The organism is Sphingomonas sp. GW821-FHT09E03 (genome assembly GCF_059416225.1).
On record NZ_JBWKOS010000003.1, the window covers coordinates 536,912 to 557,091 of the forward strand.

The following is a 20,180-nucleotide window of genomic DNA, read 5'->3' on the forward strand; positions in this document are numbered from 1 at the left end:
GGAACCTGCGCCAACTATGAAAGAAGAAGGGTTTAGGCGGCCTGGCCGACCGCGCGCAGCGTCGGTTGTCCTTCCAGGCGCGCATAGGTGTCGAGGTAGCGCTTCACCAGCCAGCGATTGAACTGAAGCTGGGCGCCCTCCTGCCACGAATAGCGGCCGCGCGGCGCAAACTTCGAACGGAGTCCCTGCTGGACTAGCCCGTCGACGTGCATGTCCTGATCGATGATATGCGACGCCGCCGTCATGTTCATCTCCATCTTGTGGCTGAACGACGGGTGGCGGGAGGCGCCGGGGGCGACGAGCACGCCGGTGTCTTGCTCCATCGTTTCCGGTCCGGTGGGACGCAGGATCAGATAGATCACCATGTCGCTCATCATCACCAGCGACAGCGTCGGGGGGATGTTGGCGAAAGTCATGCGGTTGCGATCGGCATCGTCGAGGTTGGGGAACACCGGCAGCAGCGCGCGCTGGGTAGCGTTGAAGCTGGCATCGGCATGGAGCGTACCATTGTAGCGCAGGAAGCCCGCATCAGCCGGATCAGACTCAGGAAAGATCGCGAGTTCCGACGGCACGAAATCATGCAAAGGCCCTTGGTGGAGCTTGGAGGCGTGATAGCCGTCATTGTTGTTCTCGAACATTACCTTCCAGTTCCAGGGAAATACCCCCGGCGCGCCGGGACGCTCGCCTTCGGCGTTGGCGAGGTCGTAATGGGCGATGGCGTCCGATACCTGCGTCAGCCGGGGCGCCAGGGGTTCGGCCGCAGCATCGAAATTGACGAAGATGAAGCCGTGCCAGGTCTCCACCTTGAAGCGGGTCAGGCCATGCTCTTCCTTATTGAAATTGCAGGTCTTCTCCATCGCCGGAGCGCCGGTCAGCTTACCGTCGAGGCCATAAGCCCAATGGTGATAAGGGCACAGGAACATTCGTGTGTTGCCCGCGCCCTCGGCGACCAGCATCGCGCGGTGCGCGCACACCGATGACATCGCATTGACCTGATTGTCGCGACCGCGCGCGACCACAATCGGCTCGCCGACGATCTGGGTCGTGAAATAGTCGCCGACGTTCTTCACCCAGCTCTCGCGTCCTACGCACAGCCATTCGTGGTAGTAGAGCGCTTCCTTCTCGAACTCGTAGAAGTCCGCGTCGGTATAGCATTGCGGCGGCAGGGTCTGCGCCTCGGCAAGATTGGTAGCAGAGGAATCAAGCGACGTAATGAAGTCGCGGGCGGGCAATCGGACGGCCATGTGATCAGTATCCCGTATGCTGATCGTTGCGTGGCAGCGCCCCTGGCCGTGCGATGCCAGGCGGGTACCAACCCCTGCTGGCTACACCGATGCCCACGCGGCGATCTTGTTCATACGCGCACGGTAAGTTGCTGGCGCCTCAGCCCACCCCGACCGACACCGTCGTCAATAGGCCTTCGGCGATGTCGCGCTGGATCTCGGCCAGCTCCGCTTCGGCATAGCCGAGCGCATCGGCACCGAGCAGCAGGCGAAGCGGCGGCTGTGCCATACTCGTCAACGCGATGATGGCCGCCGCCACTTTGGCGGGGTCGTTCGGCTCCTCCCCGGCATGACCGGTGAGGATGGCCTGCGCCGCATGCGCCGGGCCATCGTAATCCGCGATGCGCTGCGCCGCGACCTTGAGCGAGCCGCCGGCGAAATCGGTGCGCAGCCCACCGGGCGCGACGTTGGTGACGCGGATGCCGAGCGGCGCCACTTCCTGCGCCAGCGTTCGACCGATGCACTCCATCGCGAATTTGCTGGCGCCATATATCGCGGTCCCCGCCCATGGCGCCCAGCCGCTCACGGAGGTGATGTTGACGATATGACCACCGCGGCGCTTTCTCATTCCCGGCAGCACCGCTTGAATCATTGCAATCGCGCCGACTACGTTGGTTTCGAACAAGGCACGAATCTGGTCGAGGCCGGTTTCCTCCAGAGCCCCAACCATGCCGAACCCGGCGTTGTTGACCAGCACGTCGGTGCCGCCGAACCGCTCGTCGGTCCGCGCGATGGCGGCCACGATCGATGTCGGGTCGGTAACGTCGGCGATCACCGCCAACGCATTGAAGGGATGCAGCAGGTCGAAAGCGGCCGCGGCCGCTTCGCTCCTCACTGTTCCCACGACCTCGTCTCCGCGCGCGAGCGCCTGCCGCGCCAGTTCGAGGCCCAGACCACGCGAGGCCCCGGTGATCAGCCAGCGCATTACCGTGCTTCCCCCGCCAAGGTCGGCAAGTGTGCCAATGTCCAATTCGGGCGATCGCCCGCGGGACGGTCGAAAAACGCCTCGATCTCGGCGCGCGTCGGTGACCCGTTTGCCGACGGGCGCGACACCGACAAGGCGGACGCCGCCGCCGCGAATTCCATGGCAGCCAGTAGGTCCCGGCCCGCCACAAGTTCGCAGACTAGCGCCGCGTTGTAGCAGTCACCCGCGCCGGTGGTGTCGACCGCCTCGACTCGGAAGGCCGACTGGTAGACCAGCGTGCCGCCGATTAAAGCCGCGCTGCCGCGATCTCCCAGCGTGACTAGGACCTTACGGGCACCGCCGCGGTGCAGGGCATAGAGGCCCGCGTGCAACGCGGCGCCGCCAGCGCCCTCGATCCCCGTGAGGCTCGCCAGCTCTGTCTCGTTGGGGGTAAGGACATCGACATCGGCCAACACCGCAAGTGCGGCAGGATGGGCGGGGGCCGGATTGAGCACGGTCATTACGCCGTGCTCGCGAGCGATGGCCAGCGCCCGGGCCACCGTAGGCAGCGGTACTTCCAATTGCACCACCATCGCGTCCGCACCGGCTATTGCCGCGCGGCTTTCGTCGATCATCGCGGGCGTCAGCGCGGCATTGGCACCTGCCGATACCACGATCATATTCCCGGCATCATCGGCCACCATGATGTGCGCGGTGCCCGTCGGCGTGCCGCTGATGGTGCGAACCTGATCGTCATTGACGTCCTGCGCGCTCAGATGCCGGCGGGCAGCCGCGCCGTGCTCATCATCGCCGACCGCGCCGATCATCAGCACATCGGCACCGAGCCTTGCGGCGGCGACCGCCTGGTTCAGTCCCTTGCCACCGATAGCCGTCCGCGTCTCGCGGCTGAGGATCGTCTCGTTAGGCAATGGCAACCGGGAAACGGAAAGGATCAAATCGGCGTTGATGCTGCCAACAACCACGATTTTCGGTCTGACGGACATGGCGACTCCAGTAGCGAGGGCGCACCCATCGCAGGGTCCACGCCCGGCGGCTTGCTCGTGCGCGCATCACCTCTTGCCGTTTGCTTCTGCGCACGGTCGACTATTTTGTGAACAGGTCCTTGCGGATGATCGCATGGGCGCCCCAATTGCCGTTCGCCACTTGGGTGATGCCGAAGTCGACCCCTACCGACAACAGCGAAATGGCCTCGTCTTCCGAGAGCGAGCGGGTGGTCATCAGGAACCGCCGTGCCTTGCGGAAGGCGTCGCGCATCGCCGCTTCGATAGACGAGTTCTTGTAAACCTCGCTCTGCGCCTTGCTGCCTAATTCGCGCAGATAATTAGGTTGGGAGAAGCCGAGGATCACCCATTCGGTGCGAGTTTCGATCAGCGGATAATCAAGGTCGCGCACCGCGGCTGGCCCCGATCCCCGCCGATGCAGATGGATCTGGATCACTGCTGACATAGAACACTCGATCGCCGTCCCGCACAATTCGGAATCACCTTGCGACGCGTGCGGATCGCCCAGCGACAGCAACCCCTCCGCGACATTCACCGGCAGGAAGATTGATCCGCCTGCTCCCAGCCGCCAATTGTCAATGTTGCCGCCGAAATTGGCAGGGGGGACAGTATCGACCAGCCCGTCATAGGCGGGAGCCAAGGCGACGAACCCAAAGTGCGGCCGAACCGGGATCTCCACATTACGCAGGACGTCAAAGTTCTTGAGGATCGAATCCTGATCCACCGGCACGCCTGGATAATCGTAGCGCTCGTGGCGAACGCCATCGGGGTCAATCTGCGGGGTATAGCGATAGTTGTAGAGCGCATGGGCGCAGGCCCGCTCTCGTCCCGTCTCCACCTCGAAGATCGTGACTACCTCGCGCGGCTTGGGTTCGGTCAGCATGTCGTTGTAATGGAAGCCCCAATACGCCGCGACGTTGCTGCCGAAGCTGCGCCCGGCATATTTGGGATTGGCGGATGGGCGCGCCTCAATTTCGAGAAACCGCACCTCCACTACGTCCCCGGGCATGGCGTCGGCGATCGCAATCGGCCCGGTGAGCAGATGGACCCCGAACCCCTCGCCGGCTCCCCGCCCGATCGTCGAGGCATCCATCGGCCCCGCTCCGCGCCGATCGATCGTCTTGTCCCCCTTCCGCCAGTGATAGATCCGCTCCACCGCAGCATCGCCCTCGATCATCCGTTCGTGATCGTCAGCGGCGTGATGGGTCAGCGCCTCTATCGTCACGTAGTCGCCCGAACGGACGCGCAGCGCCGGCCGAATATGCCGGCCCAGATGACCCCAGCGTACCGTCTCCGCGGTGGCGGGCAGAAAATGGTGGCGGATGCGCGTTGCCGTGTCGTCCTCGTCCGATGCGGCGGCGGTATTGTCGTCCTCGCCCTCGTCGGTGGCAGCGTCGTTCCCGGTCATCTGCTCGACCGGTGGTGCGACCGGGCTGCCGCGACGCGGCGTCTCCACCTGTCCTTCGGCGGGCGGCGCCTTGCGATATTCGCGGGGCGACATGCCATACTGTTCGCGAAAGGCGCGGCTGAACGACGCGGAGTCGTTGAACCCCCATTGAAACAAGATGTCGGAGATCGATTTCTGGGCGTGGAGCGGGCTGAGCAGGTCCATCCGGCAGCGCTCCAGCCGGCGCAGTTTGACGTAATGACCGAAGCTATCGTCCACCGTCTCAAAAAGCTTCTGCAGGTAGCGCATGGAGATGCCGTGCTTGCCGGCGACCAGCTGAAGATTGAGTCCCGGATCCGACAAATGCATTTCGATTGACTGGAATACCCGTTCTAGCAGCATCGCGCGCGCGCCTGCCGAACCGCCGAGCGACTTTGAGGGCGCGCCCTCCATCAAGGCAGTGAGGAGGAAATCGGAAAGACTGAGTTCGACGGGACGGATGCGATCGCCGTTGAGATCGTTGATGGTATCACCGATCGCGCGCAGCATGCCCGACAGGATACGCCCTGCACCGGTATCGCTGCCGATCAGGCTGATGGCGGTAGGCAAATGAGCGCGAACTCGCTGGCTGAAATAGGACAAGGGTATCTGGATCATCAACAGACGGTGATCCCGTGGGAAAGCAAGCAACGCCTTCGCGGCGGCGCTGCCAAGGACAATGTCGCCTTCGCGCACCTTGATTGTCTCTGCGCCGGCGGTGACGGCGAGATCGCCTTCCAGCAACTCGACCATCCAAAGCCAGTCCGGCTGATCGACCATATCAACGGTCAGTGATTGGTAGGTCGATGAAATGCCGATGAAGTCGAGGCCGCTGTCACTGCGGAAGCTGGCTATCTCGCCATATGACGTTTCGGCATCCATTGTATCGAGCCGTAGCGACTTGCGTTTGAGCGCGAACCGCCATGCCTCCCAACGCTGCTCCTTCGGATAGGCGTGGGTCGTGACGCGCAATATTCATGTTCCTCGTTCAATGACCTCCTACGGCAACGATGCCGATCGGTTGCGGTCATGCCTTGGCATCCTCCTCCCTGTCTATCGGTGAGAGCCTACACGGGTCGCATCCACCCGCAAGAACAAGATTTTGTGCCGGAATGGACAAGCCGCGCCGCGGCGTTGCTGCGTATGGCTGATGCGTGAAGCAATGCCGGGCGTTCAACGGGTCGGCGGGGAGCGAGCGGGTTTGACGATCACGATGACTAACCAGTTGAGCGTCCGCCTTCACCGGCTGACTACGCAGGGCAACACCGGAACGGCAGGCTCGGTGAGAATCCTGGATCTGAGGCGCGATGATGGCAGCAATTTGCCCGCTTTCGCGGCAGGCGCCCATGTCGATTTGGTGCTCTCCGAAACTGTCACCCGCCAATATTCGCTGCTCAACGATCCCGCCGAACGGCACCGTTACGTTGTCGCCGTCGCGCTGGATGCGGCGAGCCGCGGCGGCTCCCGCCATGTCCACGACTGGCTTGAGGAGGGGGACACGCTTACGATCGGCGAGCCGCGCTGCCACTTCCCGCTGATTGAAGACGCAGCCCACAGCGTATTCATTGCCGGCGGTATCGGCGTCACTCCATTATGGGCGATGGCACAGCGGCTCATCGCGCTTGGCCGGCCGTTTTCCTTTCACTTCGGCGCGCGCAATGCCGCAGCCGCGCCGCTGCTCGGTGAGATCGAGGTAGCTCTGGCGGCGGTCGATGCGCCGCTGCAGACCGCGTTTGCTGACGGCGGTGGCATGCTCGATCTTTCCGCAATCGTCGCTGCGGCGCCCCCAGGAAGTCAATTCTACGCCTGTGGCCGGGCCGGTATGCTCGATGCCTATCTCGATGCCACGGCGGCGCTGCCCGCTGAGCAAGTCCATTACGAACGGTTCGCGTCGACCACGGCGGCTGCCACCGAGGGCGGTTACGAGGTGGAACTGGCACGGACCGGCGGCTGCTACACAGTCGCCGCCGGCCAGACGATCCTGGAGGCGCTGAAGCTCAATGGCATTAATGTGCCATACTCCTGCGCCGAAGGCATCTGCGGGGCGTGCGAGGCGCGCGTAATCGAAGGCATGCCCGATCACCGGGACGACGTGCTGTCGGATGCGGAAAAGGCCGCCAATACGACTATGATGGTGTGCTGCTCGGGATCGCGCAGCCCCCGGTTGGTGCTGGACCTGTGAACGGGCTAGCGCTCAATGCCCAGATGCGCCGAGCGCTCGGGATCATGGATCCATTTATCCTGCTGATGCTGGGCCTGATCGTCCTGGCCAGCATCGCGCCGGTGCGTGGCAACGGGGCGGTGATCGCGGGGCAGATCGCCAACGGCTTCATCGTGCTCCTGTTCTTCCTCCACGGCGCCAAGCTGTCGCGCGAGGCGATCGTCACCGGCTTCGGCAATTTGCGCCTGCACCTTGCGGTGCTGGCCACATCGTTCGTCGTCTTCCCGCTGGTCGGCGTTGCGTTAGTGGGCGGTTTGGCTGGGATCCTCCCGGCGGCGCTGCTCAGTGGCATTCTCTTCCTGTGCCTGCTGCCGTCCACCGTGCAGTCGTCGATTGCCTTTACTGCGATCGCCGGCGGCAATGTCGCCGCCGCGGTGTGCAGCGCCTCGCTCTCCAACATGCTGGGCATTTTCGTGACGCCGCTGTTGTGCACGCTGCTGATGCGACAGGGGGCGGACGTCTCGCCCGCGGCGATCGAGAAGATCGTGCTGCAGCTGCTGCTGCCGTTCGTGCTTGGCCATCTCAGTCGGCCGCTGATCGGTGGGTTAATCGGACGTCACAAGCTCCTGGTCGGGCGAGTAGACCGGCTGTCGATCCTGCTGGTGGTCTACACCGCTTTTTCAGCATCGGTGGTCGATGGGCTGTGGGGCCAGGTGGACGCCGCCGCGCTGGGCGACATCGTGGCGCTGTGCCTCGTCATCCTCGCTGCAATCCTGAGCTGGACGTGGTGGCTGTCGGGCAGAATGGGCCTCGCTCGGGAAGATCGCATCGTGTTACTGTTCTGCGGTTCCAAAAAGAGCCTTGCTTCCGGGGTTCCGATCGCCTCGACGCTGTTTCCGGCCGCCGTTCTAGGGCCAGTCATGCTGCCGCTGATGCTGTTCCACCAGATCCAGCTGATCGCTTGCGCGTTCATCGCGCAAGCGATGAGACCGCGGCCGGCTGTGAAATCTGACGGCGCGGCTGCTGACGCGCTGGTCGATTTTCCGTGAGGACCGGCGCGGCTTATGCAAGCGCCGCCCGCCTGACCGCGAGCGGATATCAACGCCTCGACGAGTTTTAGCGCCGACACGCTCAACTGTGCCGAAGTCTCATTGACTGTGATCGGCGACGAACTGATCCCACGAGGAATGCCATGCGGTTGAAGCAATGGGTATCGGTCCTAGCGGCGATGCTGCCGATGGCAGCGGCGGCGCGACCGGTCGATCCGACCGTCGCCACAAAGTCTGGGCAGGTGATCGGCCTTAGCCGTGATGGCGTCGATCGTTTTCTCGGCATACCCTTTGCCGCACCGCCGGTCGGTGCATGGCGCTGGAAGGCGCCGCGCCTCGCACCCGCGTGGCGTGGCGTGAGAAATGCGCAGGCGATCTCTCCCATCTGCATTCAGGACAGCGCGAACAATCCGCTGACCAAGGGCTTCGCCCCGCAGCAAAGCGAGGATTGCCTATATCTCAATGTGTACCGCCCTGCCGGCGAGACGAGCGGGCGGCTACCGGTGATCGTGTGGATTCATGGCGGGGCGTTCATCATGGGCGCCGGCAGCATGCCTGACTATGACGGCAGCGGGCTTGCCCGGCACGGCGCGATCGTGATCACCATCAACTATCGGCTGGGGCGGTTCGGCACCTTTGCCCACCCTGCGCTGACCGCTGAGCGGCACGGCGGTGAGATCGCCAACTATGGATTGATGGACCAGATTGCCGCCCTGCGCTGGGCCCGCGCCAATGCCGCGCGGTTCGGCGGGGACGAGCGTAACATCACGATAATGGGCGAATCCGCCGGCGCGTCGTCGGTGAATTTCCTGATGACCTCGCCAGCGGCTAAAGGCTTGTTCGACAAGGCGATCTCGCAGTCCGGCGGCGCCAGTGCGGGATTGAAGAGCTTGGCCGATGCCGAGCACGATGGCGCGGCATGGGCCGCCGGCAAGGGTGCGCGTGATGCCGCGGCCCTGCGCGCCTTGCCCGCGTCGGCTGTACTCGATGCACCCGTCCGTGCACCAGCCTTCCCGGTTATTGACGGCCGGCTAGTCCTAGGATCGACCGCCACGGTTTTCGCCTCGGCTGCGGTGGCCAAGGTGCCCTATCTTGTTGGCGCAAACGATCACGAGGAAAGCCTGATGCGCTGGCTGCCGGGAGCGGGCGAAACATTCATGCGATCGCTGGGAGACCATGCGGAGCCGCTGGTGGCACTTTATCGACGTCCCGGCGAAAGCCGGGACGTCGCCGTGGCGCGGATGTGGGGGGAGAATGCGATGACGCTGCCCGCCCGCCAGCGCGCCGAGTGGCAGGCGCAGCGCGGCCAGCCGGTATGGCTATATCGCTTCGGCTATGTCCCTGCCGCGCTCCGCGCCAGCAGTGCTGGGGTGGGCCATGCGGACGAGATCCAGATGGTGTTTGGCGTGCCGTCGAGCGCGGCAGCCAAAGGATGGAGCAAGGCAGACGCCGCAATGGCCGATCTGGTTGCCCGCTACTGGGTGGCATTCGCACGCACCGGCAACCCCAACCATACCGCCGCACCTCACTGGCCACGGTTTACGGCTGCGCACAAAGATCTGATGCTGTTCGGTAACGATGGTCCGGGCGGCGTGCATAACTGCGGCAGCGCTCGGCTTGACGCGCTTCTAACCGCAACGGCGCTACCACGTTGAGCACGTGTAAAACGCAGCGGGCAGCACGCTGGGTCCTCACTTTGATATCAACGTCAGATGAGGACGCGCCCACACAGGAGCGGCGACGTCAGAAACACCACCGATCACGCCGCACAGCCAAGTAAGCCAATGCAGCAGTGCTTTAGACATCGTGGGACTGCTGCCGCTCATGCGCAAACCACTCGACTTGAGGCTGCACCAGAGCAACAGCGGCGTTGTGAACGCAGCCGGTCGGGACGGCTGCCCTGCCCCGTCAGCATGACTGTCGGGGCTTCAGCTGGTGGGAGCGGCACGAGGCCGCTCGCCATCTGGAGTGCGCCACATGACCAAGTTGAACGACCTGCAGAGCCTGCTGCTCAGCCACGCCTCGCGGAGTGCGAGCGGAAGCTTGCTGCCGCTGCCTTTAGACTATGAAGCTGATGACGAGCGGGTCGGCAAGACCATCAGCAGCCTGCTGCGCCGCAAGCTCCTGGAGCCGCGCGAGGTCGCAGGCTCAGCTGCCGCCTGGCGCAGCACTGACGATAGCCACATCGGCTTGTTCGTCACACCGACAGGATTGGCAGCGATCGGGATAGAGCCCGAAGACGGGGCGGACGCTGCCGTGTCTGTTAATGCACCCTCGCCTGTTCAAGCCGCTCGCATCAGCAAGATCGCCGGCGTGCTCGCCCTGCTAACCCGCCCGACAGGTGCGACGATGGCGGAGATCATCGCTGCAACTGACTGGCTGCCGCATTCCAGCCGGGCGGCGCTCACTGGCTTGCGCAAGAAGGGGCACAGCATCGAGCGGTTCTCTCGCGATGACGCGACCTGCTACCGCATCGCGGAGGCGCGCTGATGGCGAGGGTAGATGAGGAGCTGGGGCGGCTGGGGGAGATGTCGTCCGCCGCGCTGCGGGCGCGTTGGCTTGCCCTGACAAACAGCCCGGTGCCGCGGATCAGCCCGGCGATGCTGCGCCTGGCTCTTGCCTGGGAAATCCAGGCAAGAGCCCATGGCGGCCTCCCGCGATCAGTGTCGCAGCGGCTCGAACAGCTGGCAGGAGCCAGGACCCTCACTGCGCGGGCGAGCGCCGGCATGCGGCTGGTGCGTGAGTGGAACGGCACCGCGCATGTCGTCACGGTCGGCGAGGATGGCCGGGTCAGCTGGAACGGGCGTGACTGGCGTTCGCTCAGCGAGGTCGCCCGCGCGATCACCGGCACCCGCTGGTCGGGGCCTGCCTTCTTCGGCCTCAAGACGAGGAAGGCAGCAGCATGAAGAAGGTGCGTTGCGCGATCTATACCCGCAAATCCTCGGACGAGGGGCTGGAGCAGAGCTTCAACAGCCTCGATGCCCAGCGCGAGGCATGTTCGGCCTATATCCTCTCCCAAGCGTCAGAAGGCTGGGTCGAGGTTGCCGGCCACTATGACGATGGTGGGCTGTCTGGCGGCACGCTGGAGCGCCCTGCCCTTCAGCGGCTACTCACCGAGGTCGCCGCCGGCGGCATCGACATCATCGTGGTCTACAAGGTCGACCGCCTGACCCGCTCGCTGCTCGACTTCTCCAAGCTGGTGGAGGCGTTCGATGCCTCAGGCACCTCGTTCGTCTCAGTCACCCAGTCGTTCAACACCACCACCAGCATGGGCAGGCTGACGCTCAACATGCTGTTGTCCTTTGCTCAGTTCGAGCGCGAGGTCACTGCCGAGCGGATCCGCGACAAGATTGCCGCGTCAAAGGCCAAGGGCATGTGGATGGGCGGCATCCCGCCGCTCGGGTACAAGCCCGATGGCCGCAGCCTTGCCATTGTCGACGACCATGCGGCCCTGGTGCGCACGATCTTCGCCAAGTACCTGGCGCTTGGTAACGTGCGTGCCGTCGCGGATGCGCTGGCACGTGACGGCATCCTCTCCCCTCCCCGCAGCACCGCTACCGGCAGGGCTATCGGCGGTGTGCCGTTTAGCCGCGGCCAGCTCTACCTGATCCTCAAGAACCGCACCTATCTCGGCCAGGTCGAGCACAAGGGCAGCGTCTATCCTGGTCTCCATGCCGCCATTCTGGATCCTGAGATTTGGAAGCAGGCGCAAACGCTGCTCGCCACCAACCTGCAGGGCAGGCGCAGCGGCACTTACCACCGCAACCCAAGCCTGCTCGCCGGGCTCATCGTCGACGAGCAGGGCGAGCCGCTGCAGGCGGTGCATGCCAACAAGGGCAAGGCACGCTATCGTTATTACGTGAGCCGATCAGTGCAGGAGGGCTCCAGTACCAGCGGCATGCGGGTGCCCGCAGCCGAGATCGAGGCGCTCGTGGCGAACCGCCTGGTCGAGGCGTTTGACGACCCGCTGGCGCTGATCGCAACCGCCTCACTGGCAGTACCCGCGGATCATTATGCTCACACCAGTCAGCAGATCACCGACATGGCTGACAAGCTGCGCGCCAAAGACCATGCGCTGATCCGCAGCATCCTCGCTAGCGTCGAGGTCGGCGCCAGCGGCATCACGATCAACTGCGCTTCCAGCGGCATCTGCTCAGCATTGGCTGTCCCCGCCACTGCCAACGCTCCTGAGCAGCTGATCCTGCACGCCGATGCGCGCCTGACCCGCACCGGACGGGCAATGCGGCTGGTACACGACAGTGGCAAGACAGCCGCATTGCGGCCGGATCGCTCGCTCAGCCGGCTCGTGGCGCAGGCTCACAGCTACTGGCGCGAACTGCGCAAGGGTGAACTCGACATCAAGGCACTTGCCGCACGCGAAGGGGTGTCGCCATCGTGGGTCACCCGTGTCCTGCGGCTTGCCTTCCTGGCGCCAGACGTGACTGCCGCCATCCTCAGAGGCACACAGCATGGCGAGCTGGAGGCGGGCAAGCTTGTCGCTACCGACGCGGTGAGCCCCGATTGGGCGATCCAGCGCCAGGCTTTCCTACCTACAACGCAGGCCTCTGCCACTCAGCCCATCGGGCTACATGGCAGGTAAGTGCGGGAAGGTCTTAGACCTTCCCGCTGCTCTTTCATGCTTCGTTATCAGACCCGGGCTTGGCTGCCTTACTGGCCCGTCCTGCCTTTGCCGGCTTCTCGACCTTGGCAATGGGCTTGCGCCCCAAGCCGATCGTCTTGGCCATTGCGCGGCGGGCCTCGGAATAGCTCGGCGCCACCATTGGATAATCTGCCTTGAGGTTGAAGCGCGAACGATACTCCTCAGGCGTCAGGCCATTGCTCGCCAGATGCCGCCGCAGCGTCTTGTACGGCTTGCCGTCGAGCATCGAGACGATGTGGTCGGGGGAAGACAGCGACTTGCGCGCGGTAACCTTCGCTTCATACGTCGGCTCAGCAGCCGCTTCAGGCTCTGCCGCAGGACCGGCAGCGAGTTTGGTGACTGCCGCATGCATCGACAACAGAAATGCGGGCACGTCGTCAGCGGAGGTGCGGGTGTTGGGATTTGCCAACCAGGCGGCGGTCAGCTTGGCAGCGAGTTCAACGGCGTCGATTTCTTCGGTCACGCGATTTCCTTGATGTGCGGCGGGTTCGTACAATCTTCATAGGGCCGCAAATCTTCGCGTCCTATGCAAAATACCGCACACAGAGATCGCCTGCCGCCTCGATTATGCGCACAATAGTGGTTGTAGGCGTAGCGGGCCGACTTCAGGCAAAGATTATAGTTCATCCGCCTGGTCAATGAGGCTGCTCCAAAGCAGCAATACCTCTGCCGGCGCCTCCGCTTCGATCAGGCGCTGCTCAATGCACGCAGGCAGCGTTGCCGCCGCTTCCAGCGTCGGAGTGGGTGCCCACAGGAGCGGCCGTGTGGCCAGCGTTGCTCAGTCGCTGAATACCGTCATTGATACACCGCCCTCGGCCGACCATGCTTGCGCCTGTTCCAGCAGTTCGATTGCCGGGCTTGGCGCGATCGCGACCATGATCGCCTCCGCTACCCCGCTGGATACGCATTTACCCACCAGCCGCAGTAAATCCTCACGCGCACCGGCTTGTCCCAGACCTCGAACACCCGTCCCAACCTTCGCCATCATGGGTGCGTACGTTTACGTCGGCAGGCGTGGTGCGGGAAGGATCGTTAAATCCGCTTAACTGCGGTGACCACAAGCCCGGGTGACGGTAGGAGGCAGTATGACCGCGGCTTCCGAATTCGCCATCCGTCTCGGCCGCGCTGCCTTCAACCAGGCGCTTGCCGACGGCAACGTCGTCGCCATTGAGCCCATCCTGGCTCAGCATGTGGTCCTCGTCACCGGCACCGACAGCGCGGTGATTTCGGGTCGCAAGGCACAGCTCGCGACCTGGAAGCGAGAGTTTGCCGCAGCTGATCGCACGATCTACGTTCGCGTGCCTGAGACAATTATCGTCTCCAGTGTCGAGCCAATCGCATTCGAGCATGGAGCCTGGTCTGCGATCGCCGCAAGCAACGACAGTGTGCTTGCTTCGGGCACATACACTGCCAAATGGCGGCAGTTCGGCGCCAGCTGGCGGATCGAAGCGGAACTATATCTTACTTTGGACTAAGGGGAAATCGGCGGGTGAGCTTGGTCGGCCTGGTATGATCAAATGACGCTGATCAGTGTGGCGGCCGCAAACGAGCCACAATCGCCTAGCGGCGTAAGCATCTCGCCGACTTAACCCATCCTCATGAGGCGGGGTCTTTGATATCCGCGATCTGGCTGTTCGATAGACCTGCGCCTTCGTCGCGCAGGAACTGCAGCAGTTCGCCGATCTCTCGGGGTCCAAACCTGAGATCGAGATTATCCATTTGTATGACGATCGACTTTTGCTTGCGCCAGTCAAACCCGGCAACAATATCGGCGCAGTCTGCCAGCGTGCCTTGGCCCACCACGGTTGAAGTAGCGTCGCCACTCTCTTCCACAGCGTAGATCGTCGCCATTTCGCTTAGCGGGTAAGTCGTCATCGGTGCTCCAATCGGCTGGTGTCACCAGGAGAACGTCCGCAAGCAGATATCGGGTACGAGCCTCAGCTATACCCTAGCGAAGACACTCTCGGCACGTACCCGATTGCCGTCTTGCAGCGTTGATGCCCGAGAGGAACATGTCATGTCAGATCCGAAAAACACCGAGGATGCGGCCAAAGATAGCCTGCCGGGTAAAAATCCAGAGGTGAACAAGACTCCAGGTGACAAGCCTGCTTCTGACTCTAGCGAACAGGGTCAGGCGAAGACGGCGACAGACGGTAGCGGCAGTGGCAAACTCAATTAAGGAGACAAGCGTGGAAAGCAACCTCAACAAGATGACTGATGCCGATGTGCTGGCGCTTGCGCAGGCAGAGCGGGATGCTGGCGTCCCTGACCAGCAGACCGCCGCGGCTGCAGCTGACGTTAAAGCACGGATCCGTGATCGCAGTGACGACAGCGAAGTTGAAGCTCACCCGAGCTAAAGCGCAAGCGATCTACGCGTCGTACCAGAAGGAGTGGCCACTTGGCTGCCGCGCAGGAAGCGCGGGACACCGTATCGTTGAGCTTGGAGATCAGATCCAACCGCCAACCTGACCCAGAAGCGGACATTCCAGCCCCGTCGCCTGCCTCCCAACTTCCGTCATTCGTTCAGCTTGGACGTCTGCCTCCATTCGGATGGAACCAGATGCCGGACGCGCCAGCAGAGCGCCGCTGGGACCTTGTGGCCGAGCAAGAGCGCTTCATCGGACCGGCATCCATTGATACGCCTGCACCAGCTCGCCGCGTGGCTGGTAGCGCAGCTGACGGGTGGCGCCCTCTCGCTTGACGTCGAGCGTCACGAACGCCTGCTGATCTCCCTGCAGCGCGTCCTGCGGGAAGCTGTTGAGGATCTCGTCGCCATCGCGCAGGCCTGCCCGCTCGGCATTGGAGCCCGCTATCAGGCCGCGCACGATCTTTGGCCGGGCCTGCAGCGAGGTGATGTCGAAGCCGAGATCGTAGCGCCGGAGCGGTTTGGTCACGCGGCGGAACCCAGGGCCATAGGCGTCGGACGGCGGCAGCACCGTCCCGCCGGCAAGCATCGCTTCGAAATCGGCGATACCCTTGCCACCCAGTTCGTTGACCAGCAGCCGCCGGTACAGCACCTCGTTCATCGGCTCGCCACGCCGCCGCGCCGCGAGCATTGCGCGAACGATGTCGTCGAGCGATCGCTTGCCGCCGGACCGCACGCGGATCTGGGCGTCGACGGTTTCGAAATACAGCGACCCGCGATCATAGGGCAGCACGCGGATCCGCGTGTCCCGCCAAAAGCCGGCCGGGATGTCGGCATTAGGCGTCGCGATCTTGATGTTGGTGTAGTAGCGGCCGGCGGTGTCGTTGAGGTCTTTCAGGAAATCGTCCGCCGAGATCATGCCCGCCCGATAAGGCAGGGTGCGCTGATAGTGCACCGCCAGCCCTTCGCCGAACCACGAGCGGTCCAGGCCATCGGCCGCGTCCATCGATGAATCGAGCGAATTGACCCAGCTGTGCAGCATCTCGTGCGCGAGCAGAGAGCGCAGATCTTTGGGCGTGGAGGTCTGGTTGAACGTATAGGCGAAGCTGTCGGTAAGGCCGATGCCGCTGCCCGGGTTGCGCGTGTTGGTACGCCCGAACACGCCGAAGCTCGGCGGCGTATAGCCGAAGAAACGGCCGTAGAAGCGGTGCAGTTCGCCGGCCCAGGCCATCAGCGGCGCCATCGCGAACGGCGGCGTGCCCTGCCAGGCAGCGAAGAAGCCATCGGCAGCCGGGCCGGCGGTACCGACACGGCCCGCCATGTAATAGACCGACCCGAGCTTGTCGGCGCTGAGCGGCGTCTTGGCGGTCACATCGCCGATGCCGAAGCTGGAGACCCCGATCCCGCCGGCGCCATATCCGGCGAAATTCCATTGGATGCGGGCCACCCGCGCCACGGTGTCGGCCGGCAGCAGCAGGAAGGCGTTGGCGGCCGCGGAGAAGGTGGCTCCCTCGGTGCGCATCTCATATTGCGGCAGCGCCAGCGGCGGCGCCGCGGCGTCAATCGGCACCCGATAATGCACCGTCACCGTGCCATCCACCGCGCGTGGCGCCAACCAGCGCCGCGTGCTGTTCGAACCGTCGTCCGCCCTGTCCTCGACCGTCGCGGCGATCGCACCGATCTCATTGGCGAAGCCTAGGCGCTGCAGGTCCTTGCCGCTAGTCACCACCGTGTTGGCTACCAACGGCACCACGAACAGGGCCTCCCCTGCCTTGGCGTGGATGCCCTGCGCGGTCAGCGTGACATCGACGAAGGGGATGTGCTGCGCAGCGTCGGGGGCCGCGGGAGCAAGGCTGACGATCAGCTCCGGCGGCGACGGATCGGCGGCGCCGACGAGCAGCAGCAGCGCCGGGGAAAGCAGACAAGCGACGCGATAGTGGTTGGCCATGGGAGCTCCTGATCGTTCGCAGCCTAGCAACGGTGGCCAACGACAATGACGCGCAGGGTGGACAGAAATGGTCGGCTGCCGCATGAATTATGCGCATGCGTGGCTCAGCCGGCGAATCGCACCGGCAGGTTGGTCGTGCTTTTGAGATCCTCCAGCACGATGCTGGATCGCGCGGTGGCCACCTCCGGCGCGGTCAGCAAGTCGCGGGTGAGCAATCGGTTGAAGCTGGCCAGATCGCGCGTGGCCACCTTGAGGATGATGTCGGCCGCCCCGGTCAGCGCCTGGCATTCAAGCACCTCGTCCATCGATGCGATCCGGGCGTGGAAATTCTCGAGCCAATCGGGCTCGTGCGAGCGCAAGGTGATCAACACATAGGCGCTGACCCCGAGCCCGAGCTTCCCGGCGTCGAGCACCGCGACAATGCGCGCCACATAGCCGTCGGCGCGCAGCTGCTGCATCCGCCGCGAACATTGCGAGGCGGAGAGGTGGACATGGGCGCTCATCTCCACCGGGCCGATATCGCCATGCGCCTGCCACACCTCGAGTATGCGGGTGTCAAACCGATCTATGTCGCGTGCCATAAGCCTATGATGCAACAGCTGTGCGCCGAACACCAGATGTACGCATCGTTCATGCAAAAATGCTGCGCCGCAGCGTAAACCTGCACGGACATTGCATCGTGCCCCGCCTAGAATGACGCATCACCTCTCTACTATGCGGGTCGCCCGATGCCGTTCGAATTGCTCAAGCAACAACCCGCCGACCCGCTGCTGAAGATCATCGGGCTGCATGCGGCCGATCCGCGACCCGGCAAGATCGATCTCGGCGTCGGCGTGTTCCGTACCGCCGACGGCGCCACGCCGGTGATGCGCGCCGTCAAGGCGGCCGAGCAACGGCTGCTCGCCGCCCAGACCAGCAAATCCTATCTCGGGCCGGAGGGCGACAAGACCTTCGTCGCGCTGCTCGGCGCGGCGGTGTTCGGCGCCGGCTTCACCCGCCACTGGCAGGGCCTGCAGACCCCCGGCGGGACCGGCGCGCTACGCCTCGCCGCCGAACTGCTCGCGCGCGCCGGCACCAGACGGATCTGGCTGGCGTCGCCGAGCTGGGCGAACCACGCCCCCATCTTCCTGGCGGCAGGCGTGGAGCCGGTCGGCATCGACGCGTTCGACGTCGCCGCCCAGCGCTTCGACGCGACGCGGTGGCTCGACGCGCTCGGCGGTGCCGCCGCGGGCGACTCGGTGCTGCTGCATGGCTGCTGCCACAATCCGATGGGCATCGATCCATCGCCGGCCGATTGGCAGGCGATGGCAGAGGTGATTGCGAAACGCGGGCTGCTGCCGCTGGTCGACCTTGCCTATCAGGGGCTCGGTGATGGCTGGGAGGAGGATGCGGCGGGGGCGCGCTTCGTGCTGGCGCAGGCCCGCTACGGCCTGCTCGCTTATTCGTGCGACAAGAACTTCGGCCTCTATCGCGAGCGAGTCGGCGCGCTGTGGGCCACCGTGCCCGATGCGGACCTCGGCGCCGTCATCCAGTCGAACCTGCTGGCTCTCGCCCGTGCCAATTGGTCGATGCCGCCCGATCATGGTGCTACGACGGTGCGGATCATCATGGAAGATGCCGATCTCACCGCGCTCTGGACGGATGAACTCGGCGAGGTCCGAGCGCGGCTGAACGGCCTGCGCGCGGCGGTGGCCGCACAAGGGCGGATCGGCGCCGTCGATCTTGCGCCGATCGCCCGTGGCAAGGGCCTGTTCGCGACGCTGCCGCTCACCCCGACGCAGATCGACTTCCTGCGCCACGAGCATGGCGTCTACATGGCCAGATCCGGCCGCATCAACATCGCCGGGTTCGACACCAATGGGGTGGCGCGCTTCTGCGACGCGCTGCGCGATCTCGCCGCCGCCGACGTTACGGCATGAGCACGCTTGCGCTTCCCGTCGGTGCCCCACGCGGCGAGCGGCTATCGCTGTGGAACAGCCCCTATCTGCTGCTGACGCTGGCCGCGTCATTATGGGCGAGCAACTTCGTGCTCGGCCGCGCGCTGCCGCACGGCCTGCCACCGGTCAGCCTGTCATTCTGGCGCTGGACTCTGGCGATGCCGGTGGCCCTGCCCTTCGCCCTGCCCCACCTCAAGGCGGACGGGCCGGCAATCCGCCGCGGCTGGCCGATGCTGCTGCTGCTCGCCGCGCTCGGCCTCGCGGGCAGCAACACCCTCGCTTATTACGCCTTGCGCCAGACCAGCGCCACCTCCGCATTGCTGGTACAGTCGGCGATCCCCGTGACGATCCTCGGTTGCGGGCTGCTGCTGTTCGGCGAGCGGCCGAGCCGGATGCAGCTGGTGGCGATGGCGTTCGCTCTGGCAGGCGTGCTCGCGGTGATCCTCGCCAAGCCCGGCGCCTCGGGCGCGCTCAACGCCGGCACGCTGCTGGCCGGGGTCGCGATGCTGTCGCAGTCCCTGTACGCGACGCTGCTGCGCCGGCGGCCGCGGCTCCATCCGGCAAGCTTCCTGTTCCTCACCTTCGCCGGCGCCGTCTTGCTGATGCTGCCGTTCCAGCTCGCGCTCGGCGCGCCGCTGCCGGTGCACGATCGCGTCGGGATGGCGGCGCTCGCCTATCTCGCGCTCGGCCCGTCGGTGCTCGCCTTCTTCCTGTTCAACCGCGGGGTGGCGCTGGTCGGTTCGGCGCGCGCGGGACTGTTCTTCTACCTGATGCCGGTGTTCGGCACCTTGTTCGCGATCCTGCTGCTGCATGAATCGATCGGGCCGGCCGAGATCGGCGGTTTCGCGTTGGTCGGAATCGGCTTCGCCCTGTCGCGGACCAGATCAGGCTGAGGGCAGCGGCAGCCGGTGGGTGCATTTCATTTCCGACAGGGTCGCGATCGAGCGGATGTCCTCCACTCCAGGCAGGCGGAGCAGTGTGCGGAAGGTGAAGTTCTGGTACCAGCCCATGCTCGGGGCGAGGACCTTCAGCATCACGTCCATCTCGCCGAACAGGGTATAGGCCTCGGTGATCTCCGGGATCTCGTCGATTGCGCGCATGAAACGCTCGCGGCCCTCGTCGCTGAGCCGCCCCATCTTGAGCTGGGCGAAAATATACATGCTCTCGCCAAACTTTTCGCGGTCCAGCACTGCGACCTGAGCCCGAATATAGCCCTCTTCCTTGAGCCGCTGGATCCGCCGCCAGCAGGGCGATTGTGAGAGGCCGACGCGATCGGCGATCTCGCTGGACGATTCCGACGCATCGATCTGCAGGCGGTCGAGGATCTTGAGGTCGAGGCGGTCGAGGTCGTCTGCCATGGTTATGCGTGCTTCCGGCCCGGTGTGGATAGATAATCCGATGATCGCCGGCAGCGCGGTCACAATC

Annotated in this window: 21 protein-coding genes; 11 read left to right on the forward strand and 10 right to left on the reverse strand. The window is 64.4% G+C overall.

Annotated elements, in window-relative coordinates; translation table 11 throughout:
• Positions 1-32 precede the first annotated feature (32 nt).
• The 4 genes from AC07M8_RS10205 to AC07M8_RS10220 all read right to left on the reverse strand — a co-directional run bounded on the left by AC07M8_RS10205 (position 33) and on the right by AC07M8_RS10220 (position 5,607).
• Complete coding sequence (locus AC07M8_RS10205) at positions 33-1,244, reverse strand: aromatic ring-hydroxylating oxygenase subunit alpha (protein WP_495174230.1); 1,212 nt, start codon at positions 1,242-1,244, stop codon at positions 33-35.
• A 139-nt stretch (positions 1,245-1,383) separates the two neighbouring features.
• Positions 1,384-2,208 (reverse strand): oxidoreductase, encoded by an 825-nt coding sequence (locus AC07M8_RS10210; protein WP_495174231.1) that lies wholly within the window; start codon positions 2,206-2,208, stop codon positions 1,384-1,386.
• Complete coding sequence (rbsK, locus tag AC07M8_RS10215; RefSeq protein WP_495174232.1) at positions 2,208-3,191, reverse strand: ribokinase; 984 nt, start codon at positions 3,189-3,191, stop codon at positions 2,208-2,210. The genes AC07M8_RS10210 and rbsK overlap by 1 nt, the downstream gene beginning before the upstream one ends.
• A 100-nt stretch (positions 3,192-3,291) precedes the next feature.
• Complete coding sequence (locus AC07M8_RS10220) at positions 3,292-5,607, reverse strand: acetamidase/formamidase family protein (RefSeq protein WP_495174233.1); 2,316 nt, start codon at positions 5,605-5,607, stop codon at positions 3,292-3,294.
• A gap of 178 nt (positions 5,608-5,785) precedes the next feature.
• Here AC07M8_RS10220 and AC07M8_RS10225 point away from each other — a divergent pair, with 178 nt between their 5' ends.
• From AC07M8_RS10225 to AC07M8_RS10250, 6 genes are all read left to right on the forward strand, one after another.
• Positions 5,786-6,817 carry a PDR/VanB family oxidoreductase gene (locus AC07M8_RS10225; protein WP_495174234.1) on the forward strand — a complete coding sequence of 344 codons (1,032 nt, stop codon included), beginning with the start codon at positions 5,786-5,788 and terminating at the stop codon, positions 6,815-6,817.
• Positions 6,818-6,840: 23 nt separating this feature from the next.
• A complete protein-coding gene (locus tag AC07M8_RS10230) occupies positions 6,841-7,845 on the forward strand; it encodes a bile acid:sodium symporter family protein (protein WP_495174235.1) in 1,005 nt (334 codons plus the stop codon).
• 179 nt (positions 7,846-8,024) lie between these two features.
• The gene (locus AC07M8_RS10235) at positions 8,025-9,500 is read left to right on the forward strand and encodes a carboxylesterase/lipase family protein (RefSeq protein WP_495174236.1); all 1,476 of its coding nucleotides are present in this window, start codon (positions 8,025-8,027) and stop codon (positions 9,498-9,500) included.
• Between the two features lie 322 nt (positions 9,501-9,822).
• The gene (locus AC07M8_RS10240; RefSeq protein ID WP_495174237.1) at positions 9,823-10,335 is read left to right on the forward strand and encodes a DUF3489 domain-containing protein; all 513 of its coding nucleotides are present in this window, start codon (positions 9,823-9,825) and stop codon (positions 10,333-10,335) included.
• On the forward strand, positions 10,335-10,751 hold the full coding sequence (locus AC07M8_RS10245; protein ID WP_495174238.1) for a DUF2924 domain-containing protein: 417 nt from the start codon (positions 10,335-10,337) through the stop codon (positions 10,749-10,751). The genes AC07M8_RS10240 and AC07M8_RS10245 overlap by 1 nt, the downstream gene beginning before the upstream one ends.
• Positions 10,748-12,445, forward strand: a complete 1,698-nt coding sequence (locus AC07M8_RS10250) for a recombinase family protein (RefSeq protein ID WP_495174239.1) — start codon at positions 10,748-10,750, stop codon at positions 12,443-12,445. Before AC07M8_RS10245 ends, AC07M8_RS10250 begins: the two co-directional genes overlap by 4 nt.
• 34 nt (positions 12,446-12,479) lie before the next feature.
• On the opposite strand, the gene AC07M8_RS10255 is transcribed toward AC07M8_RS10250, so the two are convergent.
• A complete protein-coding gene (locus AC07M8_RS10255; RefSeq protein ID WP_495174240.1) occupies positions 12,480-12,968 on the reverse strand; it encodes a Ros/MucR family transcriptional regulator in 489 nt (162 codons plus the stop codon).
• 315 nt (positions 12,969-13,283) lie between these two features.
• Positions 13,284-13,493 (reverse strand): hypothetical protein, encoded by a 210-nt coding sequence (locus AC07M8_RS10260; RefSeq protein ID WP_495174241.1) that lies wholly within the window; start codon positions 13,491-13,493, stop codon positions 13,284-13,286.
• Between the two features lie 97 nt (positions 13,494-13,590).
• Between AC07M8_RS10260 and AC07M8_RS10265 the strand changes: the two genes are divergently transcribed.
• A complete protein-coding gene (locus AC07M8_RS10265) occupies positions 13,591-13,980 on the forward strand; it encodes a nuclear transport factor 2 family protein (protein ID WP_495174242.1) in 390 nt (129 codons plus the stop codon).
• Positions 13,981-14,101: 121 nt separating this feature from the next.
• Here AC07M8_RS10265 and AC07M8_RS10270 read toward each other — a convergent pair whose 3' ends face one another.
• Positions 14,102-14,380: a hypothetical protein gene (locus tag AC07M8_RS10270; RefSeq protein WP_495174243.1), complete on the reverse strand. Its 279-nt coding sequence runs from the start codon at positions 14,378-14,380 to the stop codon at positions 14,102-14,104.
• 142 nt (positions 14,381-14,522) lie between these two features.
• Here AC07M8_RS10270 and AC07M8_RS10275 point away from each other — a divergent pair, with 142 nt between their 5' ends.
• Both AC07M8_RS10275 and AC07M8_RS10280 read left to right on the forward strand, forming a co-directional pair.
• Positions 14,523-14,684 (forward strand): hypothetical protein, encoded by a 162-nt coding sequence (locus AC07M8_RS10275; protein ID WP_495174244.1) that lies wholly within the window; start codon positions 14,523-14,525, stop codon positions 14,682-14,684.
• A 10-nt stretch (positions 14,685-14,694) separates the two neighbouring features.
• Positions 14,695-14,862 (forward strand): hypothetical protein, encoded by a 168-nt coding sequence (locus tag AC07M8_RS10280; RefSeq protein WP_495174245.1) that lies wholly within the window; start codon positions 14,695-14,697, stop codon positions 14,860-14,862.
• Between the two features lie 258 nt (positions 14,863-15,120).
• On the opposite strand, the gene AC07M8_RS10285 is transcribed toward AC07M8_RS10280, so the two are convergent.
• A complete protein-coding gene (locus AC07M8_RS10285) occupies positions 15,121-16,818 on the reverse strand; it encodes a M61 family metallopeptidase (RefSeq protein WP_495174246.1) in 1,698 nt (565 codons plus the stop codon).
• A 104-nt stretch (positions 16,819-16,922) separates the two neighbouring features.
• Positions 16,923-17,399, reverse strand: coding sequence for an Lrp/AsnC family transcriptional regulator (locus AC07M8_RS10290; protein ID WP_495174247.1), 477 nt, complete (start codon positions 17,397-17,399; stop codon positions 16,923-16,925).
• A 147-nt stretch (positions 17,400-17,546) separates the two neighbouring features.
• On the opposite strand from AC07M8_RS10290, the gene AC07M8_RS10295 reads away from it, so the two are divergent.
• Positions 17,547-18,737 carry an aromatic amino acid transaminase gene (locus tag AC07M8_RS10295; protein WP_495174248.1) on the forward strand — a complete coding sequence of 397 codons (1,191 nt, stop codon included), beginning with the start codon at positions 17,547-17,549 and terminating at the stop codon, positions 18,735-18,737.
• The gene (locus tag AC07M8_RS10300; RefSeq protein WP_495174249.1) at positions 18,734-19,648 is read left to right on the forward strand and encodes a DMT family transporter; all 915 of its coding nucleotides are present in this window, start codon (positions 18,734-18,736) and stop codon (positions 19,646-19,648) included. Before AC07M8_RS10295 ends, AC07M8_RS10300 begins: the two co-directional genes overlap by 4 nt.
• Here the strand turns inward: AC07M8_RS10300 and AC07M8_RS10305 are convergent.
• On the reverse strand, positions 19,640-20,176 hold the full coding sequence (locus AC07M8_RS10305) for an Lrp/AsnC family transcriptional regulator (protein ID WP_495174250.1): 537 nt from the start codon (positions 20,174-20,176) through the stop codon (positions 19,640-19,642). The two genes, AC07M8_RS10300 and AC07M8_RS10305, sit on opposite strands and share 9 nt — an antisense overlap.
• Positions 20,177-20,180: the final 4 nt, after the last annotated feature.

Bases quoted from the DNA above. Each gene is read 5' to 3' on its own strand.
- AC07M8_RS10230 (WP_495174235.1), top strand. From the start codon at position 6,841: ATGCGCCGAGCGCTCGGGATCATGGATCCATTTATCCTGCTGATGCTG.
- AC07M8_RS10275 (WP_495174244.1), top strand. From the start codon at position 14,523: ATGTCAGATCCGAAAAACACCGAGGATGCGGCCAAAGATAGCCTGCCG.
- AC07M8_RS10285 (WP_495174246.1), bottom strand. From the start codon at position 16,818: ATGGCCAACCACTATCGCGTCGCTTGTCTGCTTTCCCCGGCGCTGCTG.
- AC07M8_RS10245 (WP_495174238.1), top strand. From the start codon at position 10,335: ATGGCGAGGGTAGATGAGGAGCTGGGGCGGCTGGGGGAGATGTCGTCC.
- AC07M8_RS10260 (WP_495174241.1), bottom strand. From the start codon at position 13,493: ATGATGGCGAAGGTTGGGACGGGTGTTCGAGGTCTGGGACAAGCCGGT.
- AC07M8_RS10250 (WP_495174239.1), top strand. From the start codon at position 10,748: ATGAAGAAGGTGCGTTGCGCGATCTATACCCGCAAATCCTCGGACGAG.
- AC07M8_RS10300 (WP_495174249.1), top strand. From the start codon at position 18,734: ATGAGCACGCTTGCGCTTCCCGTCGGTGCCCCACGCGGCGAGCGGCTA.
- rbsK (WP_495174232.1), bottom strand. From the start codon at position 3,191: ATGTCCGTCAGACCGAAAATCGTGGTTGTTGGCAGCATCAACGCCGAT.
- AC07M8_RS10205 (WP_495174230.1), bottom strand. From the start codon at position 1,244: ATGGCCGTCCGATTGCCCGCCCGCGACTTCATTACGTCGCTTGATTCC.
- AC07M8_RS10235 (WP_495174236.1), top strand. From the start codon at position 8,025: ATGCTGCCGATGGCAGCGGCGGCGCGACCGGTCGATCCGACCGTCGCC.
- AC07M8_RS10240 (WP_495174237.1), top strand. From the start codon at position 9,823: ATGACCAAGTTGAACGACCTGCAGAGCCTGCTGCTCAGCCACGCCTCG.
- AC07M8_RS10210 (WP_495174231.1), bottom strand. From the start codon at position 2,208: ATGCGCTGGCTGATCACCGGGGCCTCGCGTGGTCTGGGCCTCGAACTG.
- AC07M8_RS10290 (WP_495174247.1), bottom strand. From the start codon at position 17,399: ATGGCACGCGACATAGATCGGTTTGACACCCGCATACTCGAGGTGTGG.
- AC07M8_RS10270 (WP_495174243.1), bottom strand. From the start codon at position 14,380: ATGACGACTTACCCGCTAAGCGAAATGGCGACGATCTACGCTGTGGAA.
- AC07M8_RS10295 (WP_495174248.1), top strand. From the start codon at position 17,547: ATGCCGTTCGAATTGCTCAAGCAACAACCCGCCGACCCGCTGCTGAAG.
- AC07M8_RS10225 (WP_495174234.1), top strand. From the start codon at position 5,786: ATGCGTGAAGCAATGCCGGGCGTTCAACGGGTCGGCGGGGAGCGAGCG.
- AC07M8_RS10265 (WP_495174242.1), top strand. From the start codon at position 13,591: ATGACCGCGGCTTCCGAATTCGCCATCCGTCTCGGCCGCGCTGCCTTC.